We start from the raw sequence: 15,357 nt of genomic DNA, 5'->3' as shown, positions 1-15,357 counted from the left end.
CGCATCCGGTGACCCGAGCGGGTTCTGTGTTCGTCTCTACAGCGACCGATACGCGCGAGACGACATGCCTATTTGCCGAGTTTGCGACGCTGCACTCGGGTACGACGAAGCAGTTTGCGGTGCTTCTTCTTCGACATGCGCTTGCGACGCTTCTTGATCACTGAACCCATTGGGGTGCTTCCTAACCACTTGTTGCTAAAGACTCAATGTGACCGGCGGACAGACCCCACCGGTCGAGGCTAACCCGACCAGCCTACCGGGCAGGACGTCAGACGACGAAATCGGGTCCGACGACCTCCCTTGCCGACGACGGGTCAGACGAACGCCCACAGGATGAGCACCATCGCGAAACCGACCAGGGACAGGATGGTCTCCAGCACCGTCCAGGTCATCAGTGTCTGCTTGACCGTCATGTTGAAGTACTTCGACACGATCCAGAACCCGCCGTCGTTGACGTGGCTGAGGATGATCGAGCCGGCCGACACTGCGATGACCAGCAACGCGATCTGCGGCTGCGAGAAGCCGCCCTTGGCGACCGCCTCACCGAAGATGCTGGCCGTGGTCGTGATCGCCACGGTCGCCGAGCCCTGCGCGATTCGCAGCGCGGCGGACACCAGGTACACCGACAGGATCAGCGGCAGGCCCATGCTCTTCATCGAGTCGCTCAGCGCGGTGGCGACGCCGGTCTTCTGCAGCACCAGGCCGAACAGTGCACCCGCGCCGACCACCAGCAGGATCATGCCGATGGGCTTGAGTGCCGCGCCGGTCATCTCGCCCAGCTCCTTCGCGGTGATACCGCGTCGGATACCCAGCAGATAGAACGCGAACAGCACCGCGATCGTCAATGCGACCACCGGGGTGCCGAGGAAGACCAGCACCGAGTACGGCTTCGAGCCGACCGTCAGCGTGATCGATCCGAACGTGGCGCCCAGGATCAGAATCATCGGCACCAGGATGATGAACGCGATCAGTCCGAGCCCCGGCGGGTTCTTGCTGGCGAATTCTTCCTCGGGGATGAAGTCCTCGGGCACGTCGACCCACACGCGTTTGCCGATCCACGTGCCCCACAGCACACCGGAGGCGAACCAGGCGGGGATGCCGCAGGCGAGGCCCATCACGATCAGCCAGCCGAGCGAGGTGTGCAGCAGGCCGGCCGCGGTGACCGGACCGGGGTGCGGCGGAAGGAACGCGTGGGTCATCGACAGGCCCGCGAGCAGCGGCAGCGCGTACATGACGAGCGATTTGCCGCCGCGCTTCGCGGTGACGTAGACCAGCGGCGCGAGGATGAAGATGCCGATGTCGAAGAACACCGGGATACCCAGGATCAGGCCGGTGCATCCCATCGCCAGCGGCGCGCCCTTAGGTCCGAAGACCTTCAGCAGCCAACTCGTCAGGACGTCCGCGCCACCCGAGCGCTCCAGGATCGCGCCGAGCACCGTGCCGAGACCGATGATCGGCGCGATATGTCCGAGGATCCCCGCGAAACCGAGTTCCAGAATCGATTGCGCGGCCCCCTTCTGCGGTGAGCCGACGAGCTTCTCCACCGAGACTCCCGCGACGAGGGCCAAGCCCACCGACACCACGATCAGGGCGTGAAGGGTTCCAGTTTCACCTTGATGATGAGGAACAGCAGCACCGCGATGGAGATGGCGGCCAGCGTCAGCAGGCCGCCCGTCTCGTGCTGCAGCCAATGGATGGACATGAGGATTCCTTCTATCCGAGCGCGGCCACGAAGCGGGCGGCGCGGCTGGTGATGTCCGCCCAGTCACCGATGGCAACGGTGGCGGGCGGAACGACTGAGGTACCAGCGCACACCGCGACGGCACCGGCGGCGAGGAATTCGCCCGCATTCGCCTCACTGACCCCGCCCGACGGCAGCAACGGCAGGCCCGGGAACGGACCGTGCAGGTCTTTGAGGTATCCCGGCCCGAAGGCCTTGGCCGGGAAGATCTTCACCACCGCCGACCCGAGGCTCGCCGCGCGGGCGACCTCGGTCGGGGTCAGGGCGCCGAGGAAGACCGGCACGCCGACGTCGCGCGCGGCATCGGCGACCTCCTCGTTGACGTCGGGGGTGACCAGGAACTTCGCTCCCGCGCGCACGGCGTCGCGCGCCTGCGCGGCGGTCCGGACGGTCCCGACGCCGAGGCACGTGCCCTCGACGTCGGCGGCGCGCTCGAGATGGGTTAGCACATCGGGGGTGGTGAACGTGAGTTCGACGGTGCGGATTCCGCCCTCGGCGAGGGCCCGGCACAGCGCCGCAGAGTCGGGCAGCGACGGCGCGCGGACCACGGTCAGCGCGCGGTCGGCGCGCAGGTCGTCGAGAATGGGATTGTCGGTCATGGCGCTACTGAACTCCTTGGTCGGTCAGTCGAAGGGCTCGTCCGGCGAGTGCTCCGGTGAGCTCGCCGTCGTCGAGGGCCGCGACGCCGCGCACGAATACGTGGGAGAAGCCGTCGGCCGGGGTGCGCGGCGCGTCGAAGGTGGCACGGTCGATCACGGTGTCGGGGTCGAAGAGCACCAGGTCGGCGGCGTAGCCCACCCGGACCAGCCCGCGGTTGCGCAGCTTGAGACGCCGCGCCGGGCGGCCGCTGAGGTGTCCGACGCATTCCTCCAGGCTCATCAGCCCGAGGTCGCGGCTGTAGTGGCCCAGGTAGCGGGCGAATGTCCCCCAGGCGCGCGGATGCGGCTTGCCTCCGACGAGCAGGCCGTCGCTGCCCGCGGTGTGCACGCGGTGGGCCATGATGGCTCGCACGTTCTCCTCGTGCCCGACGTGCTGCAGGATCCCGGTGGCGAGCCGGTCCTCGACGAGGATGCCGACGCACACGTCGAACGGATCGCGCCCGGTGTCGGCGGCGATCTGCGCGATCGTGCGCCCGACGTAGCCGCTCAACGCGGGATTGCCGACGCCGCTGATCTCCACGGTCGCCCAGTCCGCGGTCACGCCGTGGCAGCCGTCGGATCCGGCCACTTCGAGGTGCTCGCGGATCCGCGCGAGGTCATCGGGGTCGTGCAATCGTGCCAGGGTCGCCTCGGCGCCGCCCGACGCCGTCCAGCTCGGCAGGATCGCGTGCAGCGTCGTCGCCCCCGGCAGATACGGGTAGGTGTCCAGGGAGATGTCGCCGCCGGCCGCCAACTCGGCGTCGAGCATGGCCAGCAACTCCGGCGCCCGACCTTCGTTGGGCGCGAAGTTGAGGGTGGCGTGCGCCAGGTGCAACGGACAGCGGGTGCGCCGGCACAGCTCGATCATGGTCGCGTAGGCCTCCATCGCGCCCGCGCCGTAACTGTGATGGTGCGGCGAGAAGTAGCCGCCCAGCTCGCCGGTTGTCCGGCACAACGCGCTCAGCTCGGCGTCGTCGGCGTACATCGCCGGCGTGTACGTCAGTCCGGTGGACAGCCCGACGGCGCCCTCGCGTAGGCCCTGGGCGAGGATCTCCTGCATGCGGGCGATCTCCGCGGGGCTGGCCGGCCCCTCGTCGAAGCCGCGTGCCAGCGCACGCAGCAGTCCGTGCGGCACCAGGTAGGCGAGGTTGGTCGCGACGCCGGTGTCGATGTGGTCGAGGTATTCCCCGACGCTGCGCCACGGGAACGGGAAGTCGGCCGGGTCGCTGTTCCAGCCCGCGATCAGCGGCCTTACCGCGGCCAGGGTGTCGTCGTCGACGGGGGCGTAGCTCAGTCCGTCCTGTCCGACCACCTCGCAGGTGACGCCCTGGGTGATCCGTGACGGATGCGTCGGATTGAGGAAGACCTGCAGGTCGGAATGGGCATGCATGTCGATGAAGCCGGGACTCAGGACTCGCCCGGCGGCGTCGATCGTACGATGCGCGCGTCCGACGTCGGTTCCGATCGCGGTGATCGTGTCACCGTCGATCGCCACGTCCGCGTGCAGCCGCGGACCCTCCGTACCGTCGATCACCGTGGCGTCGCGGATCGCGATGTCGTGCATCGACGGCCCTAGAAGTAGGTGGCCAGCAGGTCGACGACCCGCGGATTGTCGGAGCCGTCGGCGACGGTGACCACGGTGCGCCATTTGTCGAGAACCGTGCACGGATGACTGAGGCCCAGCCGCACCACGTCGCCGACGGCCAGCGGTGTGTCGTCGGCGATCCGCAGAAACGCGTGCTGGTCGTTGACGGCGGTGATCTCGCCGGTCAGCGGGCGACTCGGGCCGCCCAGCGTCGGGGCGGCGAGTTGCGGTTCGGGCAGTCCTTCGTCGAACGAGACGTCGCGCTTGCCGACGTCGAGCAGCACCAAGCCGGGTTCGGGGCGGGAGATGACACGCGCCCACACGTGCATCGCGGAGCGCAGCGCGGGTGCGTCGGCCATCCGCCCGGTCGGCGTGATACCGCGATAGAACCCGTCGTCGTGGATGATGTAGGCGCCCGAGCGCACGACGACCCGCGCATTGTCGACGCCGCCGAGTACCGCGGCGACCCGATCGAAGTAGGCGCTGCCACCGGCCGAGACGACGATCCGACCGTCGTCGTAGTGCGGGCGCAGGCGTCGGTGCAGCTCGAGCAGGTTCTCCAGGTAGCCGTCGACGACGGCCAGCGACGCCGGGTCGTCGTGGTGGGCGAACGCGCCCTCATACCCGGTGACGCCGCCCAGTCGGAGAACGCTCGACGCCGCGATCCGCTCGCCGACGACGACGGCGTCCTCGATCGATCGCGCGCCGGTGCGACCACCGGGCCCGCCCAGCTCGACCAGAACGTTCGGACCGCGGCTCGCGCCCGCGAGGCCCGCTTCGTAGGCGTCGACGGCGCCGAGACCGTCGGCCCACAGCGTGACCTGCAGGTCGGCGTCGTCGGCCAGGGCTCCCGCCAGCCACGCGAGGGCGGCGGGGTCGGCGACGACGTTGGCGACGTGCACGTGCGGCACCCCGGCCGCCACCGCGACCCGCAGCTGCGGGTAGTTCGCGACGGTGATCGCAGTAGCGCCCGCGTCGAGCTGTCGTTGCCACAGGATCGGCGCCATCGTCGTCTTGCCGTGCGGTTCCAGATCGAACCCGTGCGCTGCGGTCCACCGGGCGAATTCGGCGAGGTTGGCGGCCACGATCTCTTCGTCGAGCACCAGCAGCGGGGTCCCCAGATCAGCCAGCCGAGGTTCGCGCGCGAGGAATTCGGTGGACGAAAGCTGATTCGCCCACGGTGGAACGGATTTATCGGTCACACTCAGCAGAGCCGGTCGGCCGTCGATCCGGTCGATCAATTGGCACCTCTATCTGCAAGGTTGCGTATAATGCAATTCACGTTGCGTGATTTGTCTCACAGAGGCTAACATTCGATACGCAACTGCGGCAACGAATTCCCACACCCGACGTCGGGGCCGCCACCTGGAGAACGGAGGCACGAAAGTTGAGCGGACCGCTGGTCGTTTGCCTGGGTGAACCCCTTGCCCTCGTCGCCGCCGACGACCTCGACGTCCCCGACGCCGCGATGAAGGTCGGCGGCGCGGAGGCCAATGTCGCAACCGCGCTGGCCGCGCTCGACGTCCCCACCGGATACATCAGCCGTGTCGGCGCCGACCCGCAGGGCACCGCCGTGCTGAACCATCTGCGCTCCTACGGCGTCGACGTCGGGGCGGTCGAGGTGGATGCACACCTGCCGACCGGTCGGTATGCGAAGACCGAGGGCGTCGACGATGGCGGCGAGCCGGTCACCTCCAGCACCTACCGTCGGGCCGGATCCGCGGCGTCGGCGATGGGTACGGACATGCTGCGCGATCCGGCGGTGGCCGCCGCGCTGGCCGGGGCTCGGATCGTGCATCTGTCGGGGATCACCCCGCCACTGTCGACGACCTGCGCGGACCTGTTGTCGGAGTTGATGATCCGACGCACCGGCGTCGTCGGGCGGGTGACGTTCGACGTGAACTGGCGCGAGCAACTGTGGCCCGACGCCGACCCCGCGCCACTGCTGCCGCTGGCCGACGCCGCCGACGTCACCCTCGTCGGAGCCGACGAAGCCGAGCGGGTTTTCGGCACCGACGACCCGGCCGAGCTGCGCGCACTGCTCCCCGACCCCGAGTTGCTGATCATCAAAGACGGAGCCGTCAAAGCGATTGCGGTCAGCCGTGACGGCAGTCGGGTCAGCGCCGATGCGCTATCGGTAGTCGTCGTCGAGCCGGTCGGTGCGGGCGATTCGTTCGCGGCAGGATTCCTGCACGGCCTCGCGCTCGGCGAACCGGTGCGCACCTGCCTTCGGCGCGGTCACATCGGCGCCGCCGCGACACTCACCGTGCGCGGCGATCTCGCCCGCATGCCCGACGACGCCGTCGCCGCGTTGCTCGACGCCGACGATGAGACCTGGTCAGCGGCCCGGATCAGCCCCGACGGCGTCCGAGTCGGTGGCATCGACTACCCCGCAGCGGTTGAAGTGGAGATCCGGGAGGGCGCATGAGCCAGTCCCTGTCGCGCGCCCTGGAGATCCTGGCCCGGCTCGGTGAGGGACCCGCGTCCCTCGACGACCTCGCCGACGAGTTGACCGTCCATAAGACCACGGTGTTGCGGCTGCTGCGCCCGCTGGTCGACGCGCGATACGCCTACCGGGACCCGCAGCACCGCTACCATCTGGGCTCACGCGTGTTCGACCTCGCCGCCCGGGCCGCTGAGCAGCGCGGCATCCGAGACATCGCCTCGCCACATCTGATCGCGTTCAATCGCGAATACGGACGCACCACGCATCTCGCGGCCCGCGAGGGCGACGCGGTGGTCTACATCGACAAACTCGAGTCACGCGATCTGATCCGGATGTATTCGCGGGTCGGCATGCAGGCCAACCTGAACTCGTCGGCCGTCGGAAAACTGCTGCTCGCGAGCCTGCCCGACGTCGAACTTCGACCGATCGTCGCCGAGATGGACTTCAGCCGACGAACCGACAACACCATCACCGACGCGAAGACGTACCTGGCTGAGCTGGCAAAGATCCGCGAGCAGGATTGGGCGGCCGACCGCGAGGAGAACGAACCGTCGATCAACTGCATCGGCGCACCGGTACGCGCCGCAGGCGGCGACGTGATCGCAGCGGTGTCGGTCTCGGTGCCGGAGTTCGTATTGCCCTACGACCAACTACTCGAACTGCTCGATCCGCTGCGCACGGTGTGCGCGGCGATCTCCGCGGACTGCGGCTACGAGCCGCGCTGACCCATACCCCGCGCATACCCAAACCCCACATAGAACCCACCCCACATAGAGGAGAGAAAATTCATGTCGGCTACCGCCGTTTCCACCCCCGACGCCCCCGCGCCCGCGCATTTCTTCAGCCAGGGCGTGCGCCGCGGCAACCTGCTGCAGGTGTCCGGTCAAGGTCCGATGGACCCCTACACCAACCAATACATCGCCGCGGGAGACGTGAAAGAGCAGACGCGACGCACGTTGGAGAATGTCAAAGCAATTCTGGAGGCCGGCGGCGCCGGCGTGGGCGATGTGCTGATGTTCCGCGTCTACCTCACCAAACGGGAGGACTTCGCCCCGATGAACGAGGTGTACGGCGAGTTCATCGCAGCCAATGTCGCCGACGGTGCCGCCCTCCCCTGCCGCACCACGATTTTCGCCGACCTTCCGCATGAGGTCATGCTCGTCGAGATCGACGCGCTGGCCGTACTCGACTGACCGGCGTTAGAACGGTCTCAGTGCCCGACGGTGATGCTCACCGTCGGGCACGACTACGTCATCACTACCCGACGTCGAAGTACGACGTCTCCAGGTAGTCGTGCACGGCCTTAGCGTGTACGCGGAACGACCGTCCGACGCGCACCGCGGGCAGTTCGCCGCTGTGCACCAGTCGGTACACGGTCATTTTCGACACACGCATGAGCGATGCGACTTCAGCGACGGTGAGGAACTGCGTGCCGTTGGCCGCGTTGCCCACTGTGCTGCTTCTCTCACCAGACTTCTCTGCAGCCATGAAATCGATACCTCTTTCGAGCACGCATCGTGGCCGTAGGCTTCCCCTCCTACGAACATTAGACACGCACGTGCTTCCTGGAGCTTAGCGTGGCAGTTGTGAATAAAGCGACGTGAGTTGTGATGCGGCGTTGCCGCAAGTGGCGGGATTCGCCCGATATCTACCCGCCTACCTGCGACGATAGCGAGGGGCCGCGGACCGTCAACTTGTCAACGTCTAATTGTTCGGTTGTGAGGAACCCTCAAGGTCTACTCGACGGCTATGGACGGCGCTGGCGGCCGCGCACGCGCGAGTTGCCTGGTAGAAGGCATGCCGGAATCCGTTCGCCTCGAATTCCCGGATCGCCTCGGCGGTTGTACCACCGGGCGACGTCACCGCTGCTCGCAGGTCGACCGGCGACAGTCCGGACTCCGACAGCAGCATGCCCGCGCCACGGATCGTCTGTACGGCGAGTTCGGCGGCCTGTACGCGAGTCAGCCCCAGCCCGACGCCGGCGTCGATCATCGCCTCGGCCATCAAGAACACGTATGCCGGCCCCGAACCGGAGATCGCGGTGACGGCGTCCATCAACTTCTCCGGCAGCACCGACACCTTGCCGACGGCACCCAGCAGGTCACTCACCTTCTCGACCTGTTCGTCGGTGACATAGCGTCCCGGCGACAGCACCGACATCGACTCGTTCACCAGCATCGCGGTGTTCGGCATCACCCGGATGACCGGTGAACCCGCGGGCAGCGCGGCCTCGTACACCGCGGTCGGCAGACCCGCGACCAAGGTCACCGTCACTCGCTCGCTGTCGCCGTCGTCGCTCGCGCGGCTGATCTCGCGCAGAACGCCGTCGACGGCATCTGGCTTCACCGCGATCACGACGACGGTGGCCGACTCGGCGGCCGCGCGCACATCGGTGACCAGCACACCGTATTCCTGCGCGATCTCGTCACCGCGTTTGGCGTTGCGCTCGGAAACGACGAGATCTTTCACCGGCTTGCCGGAGGACACCAGCCCGGCCAGCAGGGCCTCGCCGATCTTTCCTCCGCCGATGATCGCTACGCGTTCGGTCATGTCAGTAGGCCTTTCGTTGGTCGGTGAGGTGCTTCGAGTGTTGTGGTTCAGCCGTTGGGGATCAGTGCCAGTTGCCGCGACTGCGCCACGACGACCCCGGTCGAGTCGATGACGAGGTGATCCTCCTCGAACATGCCCTGCCCCACCTCGGTCGACGACGACTGGAAGCGAACCCAGCCGGGCGCCGGTCGACGTCGCAGGTAGGTACTCAACTGGACCGTCGGCGCCCAGCCGAAGAGCCCGAGGTTGAACACGACGGGCGGCGACACGTCGCAGACGAGGGTGAGGAAGTCGAGGTCGGGGTCGCCGTCGAGCGGGCGGACCCACCCGGAGATCACCGGGCGCGAGGTGTCGCCGCCGGCCGGACCGAAGGTCGACGGATCGATGACGAACTCGATGGCATTCGCCACGTGCACGATGTCGGCCATCGGCGATTGCCCCACGACGACCCCGGTCGACGGTGGTTCGACGGGCAGATCACGCAGCGGCAGGGTCGGCGTCGAATAGCGTGGTTCACCGTGGTCGAGGCGTCCGAGCACCACCGAGTTGGTGACGACGATCCGGTCGTTCTGCCGAACTTCGACGTCGACGACCGACACCGTACGACCGCGCTTGCGGATACGGGTGACCAGCTCGACGTCGGCGGGATCCGGTGCGTAGAGGTAGTCGCTGGTGATCGCGAGCGGATGCACCTCGGCGTCACCGCCGCCGTCGACGAACGCCTGGTAGGCGGCCCGCCCGGAGATCATCTGCAACGTGCCGCCGTGCACCTTGGGACCGATGGTGAAGGTGGGGTCGACGGTCGTGCGGTACACGGTCGTGTCGTCGCCGTCGGGGGCGTCGACTCGAGCCAGATCGAGCATTGCGGACAACAGCGTTGCCATCGGGTCCTGCCTTTTCGGGGTTCGGATCAGTTCAGAGAATTTGCGCGGCCGGCTCGCGGCGCAGGTGGGTGCGCGCATAGTCGAGTGCCCGGGCGAGCATTTCGGCGCGTTCTGGTTTGGTTCGCGCCGAGCTGGTGGTCACTTCGAGCACCACGGCACCGTCGAAATCGCTCTCGGCGAGACGGCGGCAGACCTCGGCGACCGGCTGACTGCCGTCGCCGGGGATGAGATGTTCGTCGGTGGCGGCGCCGTGCCCGTCGGTGAGATGAAGGTGCTGCATACCGCTGCCCATCCGGCCGAGCATCGCGAGTGCGTCGGCGCCCGCGGTCGCCGTGTGCGACAGATCCAGCGTGTAGTTGTCGTAGCCTTCGTCGGTCGGGTCGATCGACTTACCGAACGCCGAAGCACTCGCACCCGGCCCCCCGCCGCGCGCGTTGAGCCGTTTCACCGACTGGGCGCCTGCGCCGAAGAGCCGGTCGGCGCGCATCGGGAACATGTTCTCGACGGCGACGGCGATGCCGCTGTCGGATTCGAGCTCGCGTACCAGGTCGTCGAACGCCGCGACGTAATTGCGCTGCCAACGAAACGGCGGATGCACGACGACGGTCGGCGCGCCGAGATCTTCCGCCGCGGCCACCGCACGCGCCAGTTTGACCACCGGGTCGCGGCCCCACACTCGCTGGGAGATCAGCAGACACGGCGCATGCACCGAGAGGACCGGTACCTGATAGCGCTGCGACAAGTATTCGACGTGGGCGATGTCCTGACTGACGGCTTCTCCCCAGACCATCAGTTCGACGCCGTCGTAGCCGAGTTCGGCTGCATAAGCGAAGGCCGCTTCGGTGTTCTGCGGGTACACCGAAGCCGTGGACAGCCCGATGGGGATCTCTGCGCGCGGCGTCACGAAGAAGATGATGCCAGTAAGACCAGCGGACCGATCGTCACGATCAGTCCGACGCCCAGCGCCAGCAGCGTGCTGATCAGATCGTGCCTGCGTCGGACCACGTGAACGAGCGTCACGATGCCGAAGATCACAACCGCGGCGAGCACCAGCGCGAAGATCACATTCCATTTCCACAGCTCGGTGAAGCCCCAGAACAGCGCGGCTCCGACCGCCAGCCCGACGATCGTCTGACCGATCAGCAGCAGCCATTGCATCACCGGTGAGTGCTTCGCGGCCAGCGGCGCTTCGTCGGGGACGTCGCCTGCTTCGGTGTCGTCGACGATCGCCTTGCGCAGCGTCGTACGAACGCCGTGCGACGGTTCGGGCGCAGCGGGCGCGTCGTCGATGACCTGGAAATCGTCGTTGTCGTGTTCGACGACGTGTTCGGGCACCGCGGGCTCCACCGGCGCCGACGGCGTGACGGCGGGCCGGACCATCGGTTCCGACGTCACGACGCTGATCTCCGCGGTGTCCTCGATCGACGATTCCGGGCGGTGCGGCGCGACGTCGGGAGTACGTGCGACGACGTGCGGGGTTATCGCCGGGCCGGTGTCCGCGTCATCTGCCTGCGGCGACGCCGGAATCGCCGATCGACGCACGCTCGGCACGATCGCCGGAGTCGGGTCGGTCGCGACGACGCTGGGCGCGATCGCGGGCGGCGGATCGCTCGGCGCATCGTCGACGACGGGTTCCGGCGCGGTGATCTCGTTCGGTACAGGTGCGGCGTCGAGTCCCTTGCCCACGGATGCACGACTGCGATCGGCCTTCTTACGACCGAACAGTCCGCGCCGCTCCTTGCGGGGCTTGTCTTTCTTCGCCGTGCCCGCGCCGGGTTCATCGGTCTCGTAGTCGGCGAAGTTGCGGTACGCCTCGAAGTCGAGGTCATCGTCGTCGGGCGCGTCTTCGACGACGGGGATGATGCCGGTGATGGCGGTGGAGTTGAAGTCGGCGGTCGCCGGGGCATCGACGGTCGGCAGCGTCGTCTCGGTCTGCGCGTCGGCGACGTCGGCGGGCTCCCGGGACACCAGTGCGGGTTCCGCTCGCGAGACCATCCCGGGCATGCCGCTCGCGGTGCGTCCCGAGCCGCTCGACGACGGAGCGGGCGACGACGACCGCGGGAACGCCGACTCGCTGCGGGTGACGCTCGGATTCGACGAACGCGGCGCGCCGCCGGTGGTGCCGTCCGTCGACGTGGCCGCGGCGGGGGACGGCTCCGCCCCGGTCACCTTGGGGATCTCGCCGGTCAGCTCGGCCACCGACATGGATCCGTCGCGGCCGCTGCGGCGTCGCCCCTGCGCTGCGAACGAACTCGACTCCGGCGCCGTCGAGGTGTCCTCACCCGATTCCTGGCGGCTGCGCGCCAAGAGTTCGGACACGGAGATCGGTCGTGATTCTGGATCCTGGGCCATTAAGCTGTGTCTCCATTCGCGAGTACCGGCTGCTGGTCGAGTCGACGGAGGATGACGCCCTCCCGAAGCGCCCATGGGCAGACCTCCAGTGTATCGACATCGAGGGCCCGCATGGCCGCCTCCGCAACCAGCGCGCCCGCCACGAGTTGCCCGGCGCGGTCGGAGCTGACGCCTTCGAGGTCGGCGCGGTCGGCCCGGGTCATTCGGGAGATGAACGCGATCAGCTGACGCAGACCGCTCGCGGTCAGCTTGCGCTTGACTCGCGGCCCGGCGTTCGACGGCGCCGCTCCGGTCAGCCGGGCCAGGCTGCGGAAGGTCTTCGACGACCCGACGGCCAGGTCCGGCACGCCCGGGTCGGAGAGTTGTTTGGCCGCGGGTTTGAGCTCGGCGTCGAGCCAGTCGCGCAAGACCGCGATCCGACGACGATCCGGCGGATCGCCGGGCAGCCATTCACGGGTCAACCGACCGGCGCCGAGCGGCAGGCTCAGCGCGACGTCGGGCTCTTCGTCGACGCCGTTGGACATCTCCAGCGAGCCGCCGCCGATGTCGAGGGCGAGGATCCGCCCGGCGCTCCACCCGTACCACCGGCGCACGGCCAGCGAGGTCAGTCGTGCCTCGTCGGTTCCGGTGAGGACCTCGATGTCGACGCCGGTCTCGGCGGCCACGGCGGCCAGCACCGCATCGCTATTGGTCGCATCGCGCACCGCCGAGGTCGCGAACGCGGTCACCTCTTCGCAGCCCGACGTACGCGCGATGTGGGTGAACTCCCCCACCGATTCGACGAGCCGCGCGGCCGCGGCGTCGGACAGCCGACCGTCGGCGTCGATGTGTTCGGCCAGCCGGAGCACCGACTTGGTCGACGACATCGGGGTGGGGTGTCCGCCGCGATGAGCGTCGACGACCAACAGATGAACGGTGTTGCTGCCCACGTCGAGCACTCCAATTCGCACGAATACAAACTTAGTGCGTGATGGCAATCTCACGTTACGCGGTATCGGAAATTGGCTGCCGATTCACCGATCCAGCATGCCCGGTCTACCGTTGTCGATGTGCCCCGCTCCGCCCCCAGCGCCGAAGTGCCCCTCGACTTTCCGCGCGAGTGGTATGAGTTCACCGATCCGACGAACGACGAACACATCATCCGCGCCGATCTCACGTGGCTGCTATCGCATTGGACATGCGTGTTCGGCACGCCGGCATGCCAGGGCATTCTCGGCGACCGCCCCGACGACGGCTGCTGCAGCCACGGCGCCTATCTCTCCGACGCCGAGGACCGCGAACGGCTCGCCGCGGCCGTCGCGCAGCTGACGCCCGACGACTGGCAGTTCTTCGAAAAGGGCAGCGGCGCAGACCCGGTCGGCAAGCGCGGTTACCTCACCGAGGATGCCCTCGACGACGAGCCCGCGCTGAAGACGCGAAAACACAAGGGCGCCTGCATCTTTCTCAACCGACCCGGTTTCGCCGGCGGCCCGGGCTGCTCATTGCATTCGATGGCGCTGCGGAAGGGTCTCGAACCGCTGACGGTGAAACCCGATGTGTGCTGGCAACTTCCGGTCCGCCGCGAGCAGGCGTGGATCGAACGCCCCGACGGCACCGAGGTATTGCAGACCACCATCACCGAATACGACCGCCGCGGCTGGGGTGAGGGCGGCCATGACCTCACCTGGTACTGCTCCGGTTCGCCGGACGCGCACGTCGGCGCGAAGCAGGTGTGGGAGTCTTACGGCCCCGAGTTGACCGAGCTGATCGGCAAGAAGGCCTACGACGTCCTGGCGAAGGCATGCCGACGCCGAAACGGCTTGGGACTCATCGCCGTTCATCCGGCTACCGCCGCCGCGGGCAGCCACGCGAGCGTCGACGGCAAATACGAGTTGATCACCGAGGACGGCAACTGATGGCCGCGCAGATCGTCGTCGACGTCCGCAGTGTCGACGACGCCGACGCCCGCGTCTGCCTGGCGTCGTATATCGCCGAACTGCGCCAACGCTTTCCAGGCGGATTCGACACCAATGTGTCACCGACCGACCTGACGCCGCCGCACGGACAACTGTTCGTCGCCTACGTCGACGCGGTGGCCCGCGGGATCGTCGGGGTCCGGTTCCTCGACGCCGGCACCGCCGAAATCAAACGGATGTGGGTCGACCCGACCGCTCGCGGTCTCGGCCTGGCCCGCCGATTGCTCGGTGTCGCAGAAGATTTCATCGCGACGTCGGGCCGAACGGCGGTGGTGCTCGACACTCACGCGAGCCTCGTCGAGGCGATCGCCCTGTACCGCTCGTGCGGATACGCCGAGACGACGCCGTACAACGACAACCCCTACGCGGAGTTGTGGTTTCGCAAAACATTGTAGGAGTCAGGACGCAGCGACCACCCCGCTCCCCGAGTGCTGGCGCGAGAACCCCATCCCGGCCCCGCTCCCCGAATGCCGACGCGAGGCACGAGCGTCGGTGTAACGAGGGGCCACGCAACCCAGACCGCCGATTGCGCCGGACCGAGCGCCCCACCCCGCGCTGATCGAGCCGGAACTCAGCGCCCCACCCCGCTCCCCGAGTGCCGACGCGAGGCACGAGCGTCGGTGTAACGAGGGGCACGCAACCCATACCGCTGATTACGCCGGAACTCAGCGCCCACCCCGCGCTGATTACGCCGGACCGAGCGCCCCACCCCGCTCCCCGAGTGCCGACGCGAGGCACGAGCGTCGGTGTAACGAGGGGCCACGCACCCCATACCGCTGATTACGCCGGAACTCAGCGCCCACCCCGCCGATCGAGCCGGACCAAGCGCCCCACCCCGCTCCCCGAGTGCCGACGCGAGGCACGAGCGCCGGTGTAACGAGGGGCCACGCAACCCGCTGGTTGAGCTGGAACTCAGCGCCCCACCCCGCGCTGATTACGCCGGAACTCACCGCCCCACCCCGCTCCCCGAGTGCCGACGCGAGGCACGAGCGTCGGTGCAACGAGGGGCACGCACCCCGCTGATCGAGCCGGACCAAGCGCCCCACCCCGCGCTGATTACGCCGGAACTGACCGCCCCACCCCGCTCCCCGAGTGCCGACGTGAGGCACGAGCGTCGGTGTAACGAGGGGCTCGCAACCCAGACCGCTGATTGAGCGTCGATTGCGCCTGGATCCACCGGCCGAAGCGCCGCTCTGCTGGTTGAGC

15 protein-coding genes and 1 pseudogene are annotated in these 15,357 nt (G+C 68.0%); 5 read left to right on the top strand and 11 right to left on the bottom strand.

What is annotated here, in order from left to right; translation table 11 throughout:
- Positions 1–68: 68 nt before the first annotated feature.
- From HH308_RS22025 to HH308_RS22005, 5 genes and pseudogenes are all read right to left on the bottom strand, one after another.
- Positions 69–170, bottom strand: a complete 102-nt coding sequence (locus HH308_RS22025) for a 30S ribosomal protein bS22 (protein WP_003402602.1) — start codon at positions 168–170, stop codon at positions 69–71.
- A 144-nt stretch (positions 171–314) separates the two neighbouring features.
- Positions 315–1,702: pseudogene (locus tag HH308_RS22020) on the bottom strand (GntP family permease).
- Positions 1,703–1,713: 11 nt separating this feature from the next.
- Positions 1,714–2,340, bottom strand: a complete 627-nt coding sequence (locus HH308_RS22015) for a bifunctional 4-hydroxy-2-oxoglutarate aldolase/2-dehydro-3-deoxy-phosphogluconate aldolase (RefSeq protein WP_170196398.1) — start codon at positions 2,338–2,340, stop codon at positions 1,714–1,716.
- Positions 2,341–2,344: 4 nt separating this feature from the next.
- Positions 2,345–3,943 (bottom strand): N-acyl-D-amino-acid deacylase family protein, encoded by a 1,599-nt coding sequence (locus tag HH308_RS22010; RefSeq protein WP_170196397.1) that lies wholly within the window; start codon positions 3,941–3,943, stop codon positions 2,345–2,347.
- Positions 3,944–3,951: 8 nt separating this feature from the next.
- Positions 3,952–5,166: a type III PLP-dependent enzyme domain-containing protein gene (locus tag HH308_RS22005; RefSeq protein ID WP_312870797.1), complete on the bottom strand. Its 1,215-nt coding sequence runs from the start codon at positions 5,164–5,166 to the stop codon at positions 3,952–3,954.
- 185 nt (positions 5,167–5,351) lie between these two features.
- On the opposite strand from HH308_RS22005, the gene HH308_RS22000 reads away from it, so the two are divergent.
- The 3 genes from HH308_RS22000 (at position 5,352) to HH308_RS21990 (ending at position 7,603) form a co-directional block, all read left to right on the top strand.
- Complete coding sequence (locus tag HH308_RS22000; RefSeq protein WP_170196396.1) at positions 5,352–6,392, top strand: sugar kinase; 1,041 nt, start codon at positions 5,352–5,354, stop codon at positions 6,390–6,392.
- Positions 6,389–7,135, top strand: coding sequence for an IclR family transcriptional regulator (locus HH308_RS21995; protein WP_170196395.1), 747 nt, complete (start codon positions 6,389–6,391; stop codon positions 7,133–7,135). Before HH308_RS22000 ends, HH308_RS21995 begins: the two co-directional genes overlap by 4 nt.
- A gap of 63 nt (positions 7,136–7,198) precedes the next feature.
- Positions 7,199–7,603, top strand: coding sequence for a RidA family protein (locus tag HH308_RS21990; protein ID WP_170196394.1), 405 nt, complete (start codon positions 7,199–7,201; stop codon positions 7,601–7,603).
- 64 nt (positions 7,604–7,667) lie between these two features.
- Here the strand turns inward: HH308_RS21990 and HH308_RS21985 are convergent, their stop codons facing one another.
- From HH308_RS21985 to HH308_RS21960, 6 genes are all read right to left on the bottom strand, one after another.
- The gene (locus HH308_RS21985) at positions 7,668–7,898 is read right to left on the bottom strand and encodes a helix-turn-helix domain-containing protein (protein WP_170196393.1); all 231 of its coding nucleotides are present in this window, start codon (positions 7,896–7,898) and stop codon (positions 7,668–7,670) included.
- A gap of 216 nt (positions 7,899–8,114) precedes the next feature.
- The gene (gene proC, locus HH308_RS21980) at positions 8,115–8,960 is read right to left on the bottom strand and encodes a pyrroline-5-carboxylate reductase (RefSeq protein ID WP_170196392.1); all 846 of its coding nucleotides are present in this window, start codon (positions 8,958–8,960) and stop codon (positions 8,115–8,117) included.
- Between the two features lie 47 nt (positions 8,961–9,007).
- Positions 9,008–9,844 (bottom strand): thioesterase family protein, encoded by an 837-nt coding sequence (locus HH308_RS21975; protein ID WP_170196391.1) that lies wholly within the window; start codon positions 9,842–9,844, stop codon positions 9,008–9,010.
- Between the two features lie 31 nt (positions 9,845–9,875).
- The gene (locus HH308_RS21970; protein WP_170196390.1) at positions 9,876–10,748 is read right to left on the bottom strand and encodes a sugar phosphate isomerase/epimerase family protein; all 873 of its coding nucleotides are present in this window, start codon (positions 10,746–10,748) and stop codon (positions 9,876–9,878) included.
- A complete protein-coding gene (locus HH308_RS21965; protein WP_170196389.1) occupies positions 10,745–12,196 on the bottom strand; it encodes an Rv0497 family membrane protein in 1,452 nt (483 codons plus the stop codon). Before HH308_RS21965 ends, HH308_RS21970 begins: the two co-directional genes overlap by 4 nt.
- Positions 12,196–13,146: a Ppx/GppA phosphatase family protein gene (locus HH308_RS21960; protein ID WP_312870796.1), complete on the bottom strand. Its 951-nt coding sequence runs from the start codon at positions 13,144–13,146 to the stop codon at positions 12,196–12,198. Before HH308_RS21960 ends, HH308_RS21965 begins: the two co-directional genes overlap by 1 nt.
- A gap of 99 nt (positions 13,147–13,245) precedes the next feature.
- Here HH308_RS21960 and HH308_RS21955 point away from each other — a divergent pair, with 99 nt between their 5' ends.
- Positions 13,246–14,091: a DUF3109 family protein gene (locus tag HH308_RS21955; RefSeq protein WP_170196388.1), complete on the top strand. Its 846-nt coding sequence runs from the start codon at positions 13,246–13,248 to the stop codon at positions 14,089–14,091.
- Positions 14,091–14,546, top strand: coding sequence for a GNAT family N-acetyltransferase (locus HH308_RS21950; RefSeq protein WP_170196387.1), 456 nt, complete (start codon positions 14,091–14,093; stop codon positions 14,544–14,546). The genes HH308_RS21955 and HH308_RS21950 overlap by 1 nt, the downstream gene beginning before the upstream one ends.
- Positions 14,547–15,357: the final 811 nt, after the last annotated feature.

This window comes from Gordonia asplenii, from assembly GCF_012933505.1.
GTDB lineage: Bacteria > Actinomycetota > Actinomycetes > Mycobacteriales > Mycobacteriaceae > Gordonia > Gordonia asplenii.
This window is presented reverse-complemented; position numbering and strand designations above follow the sequence as displayed.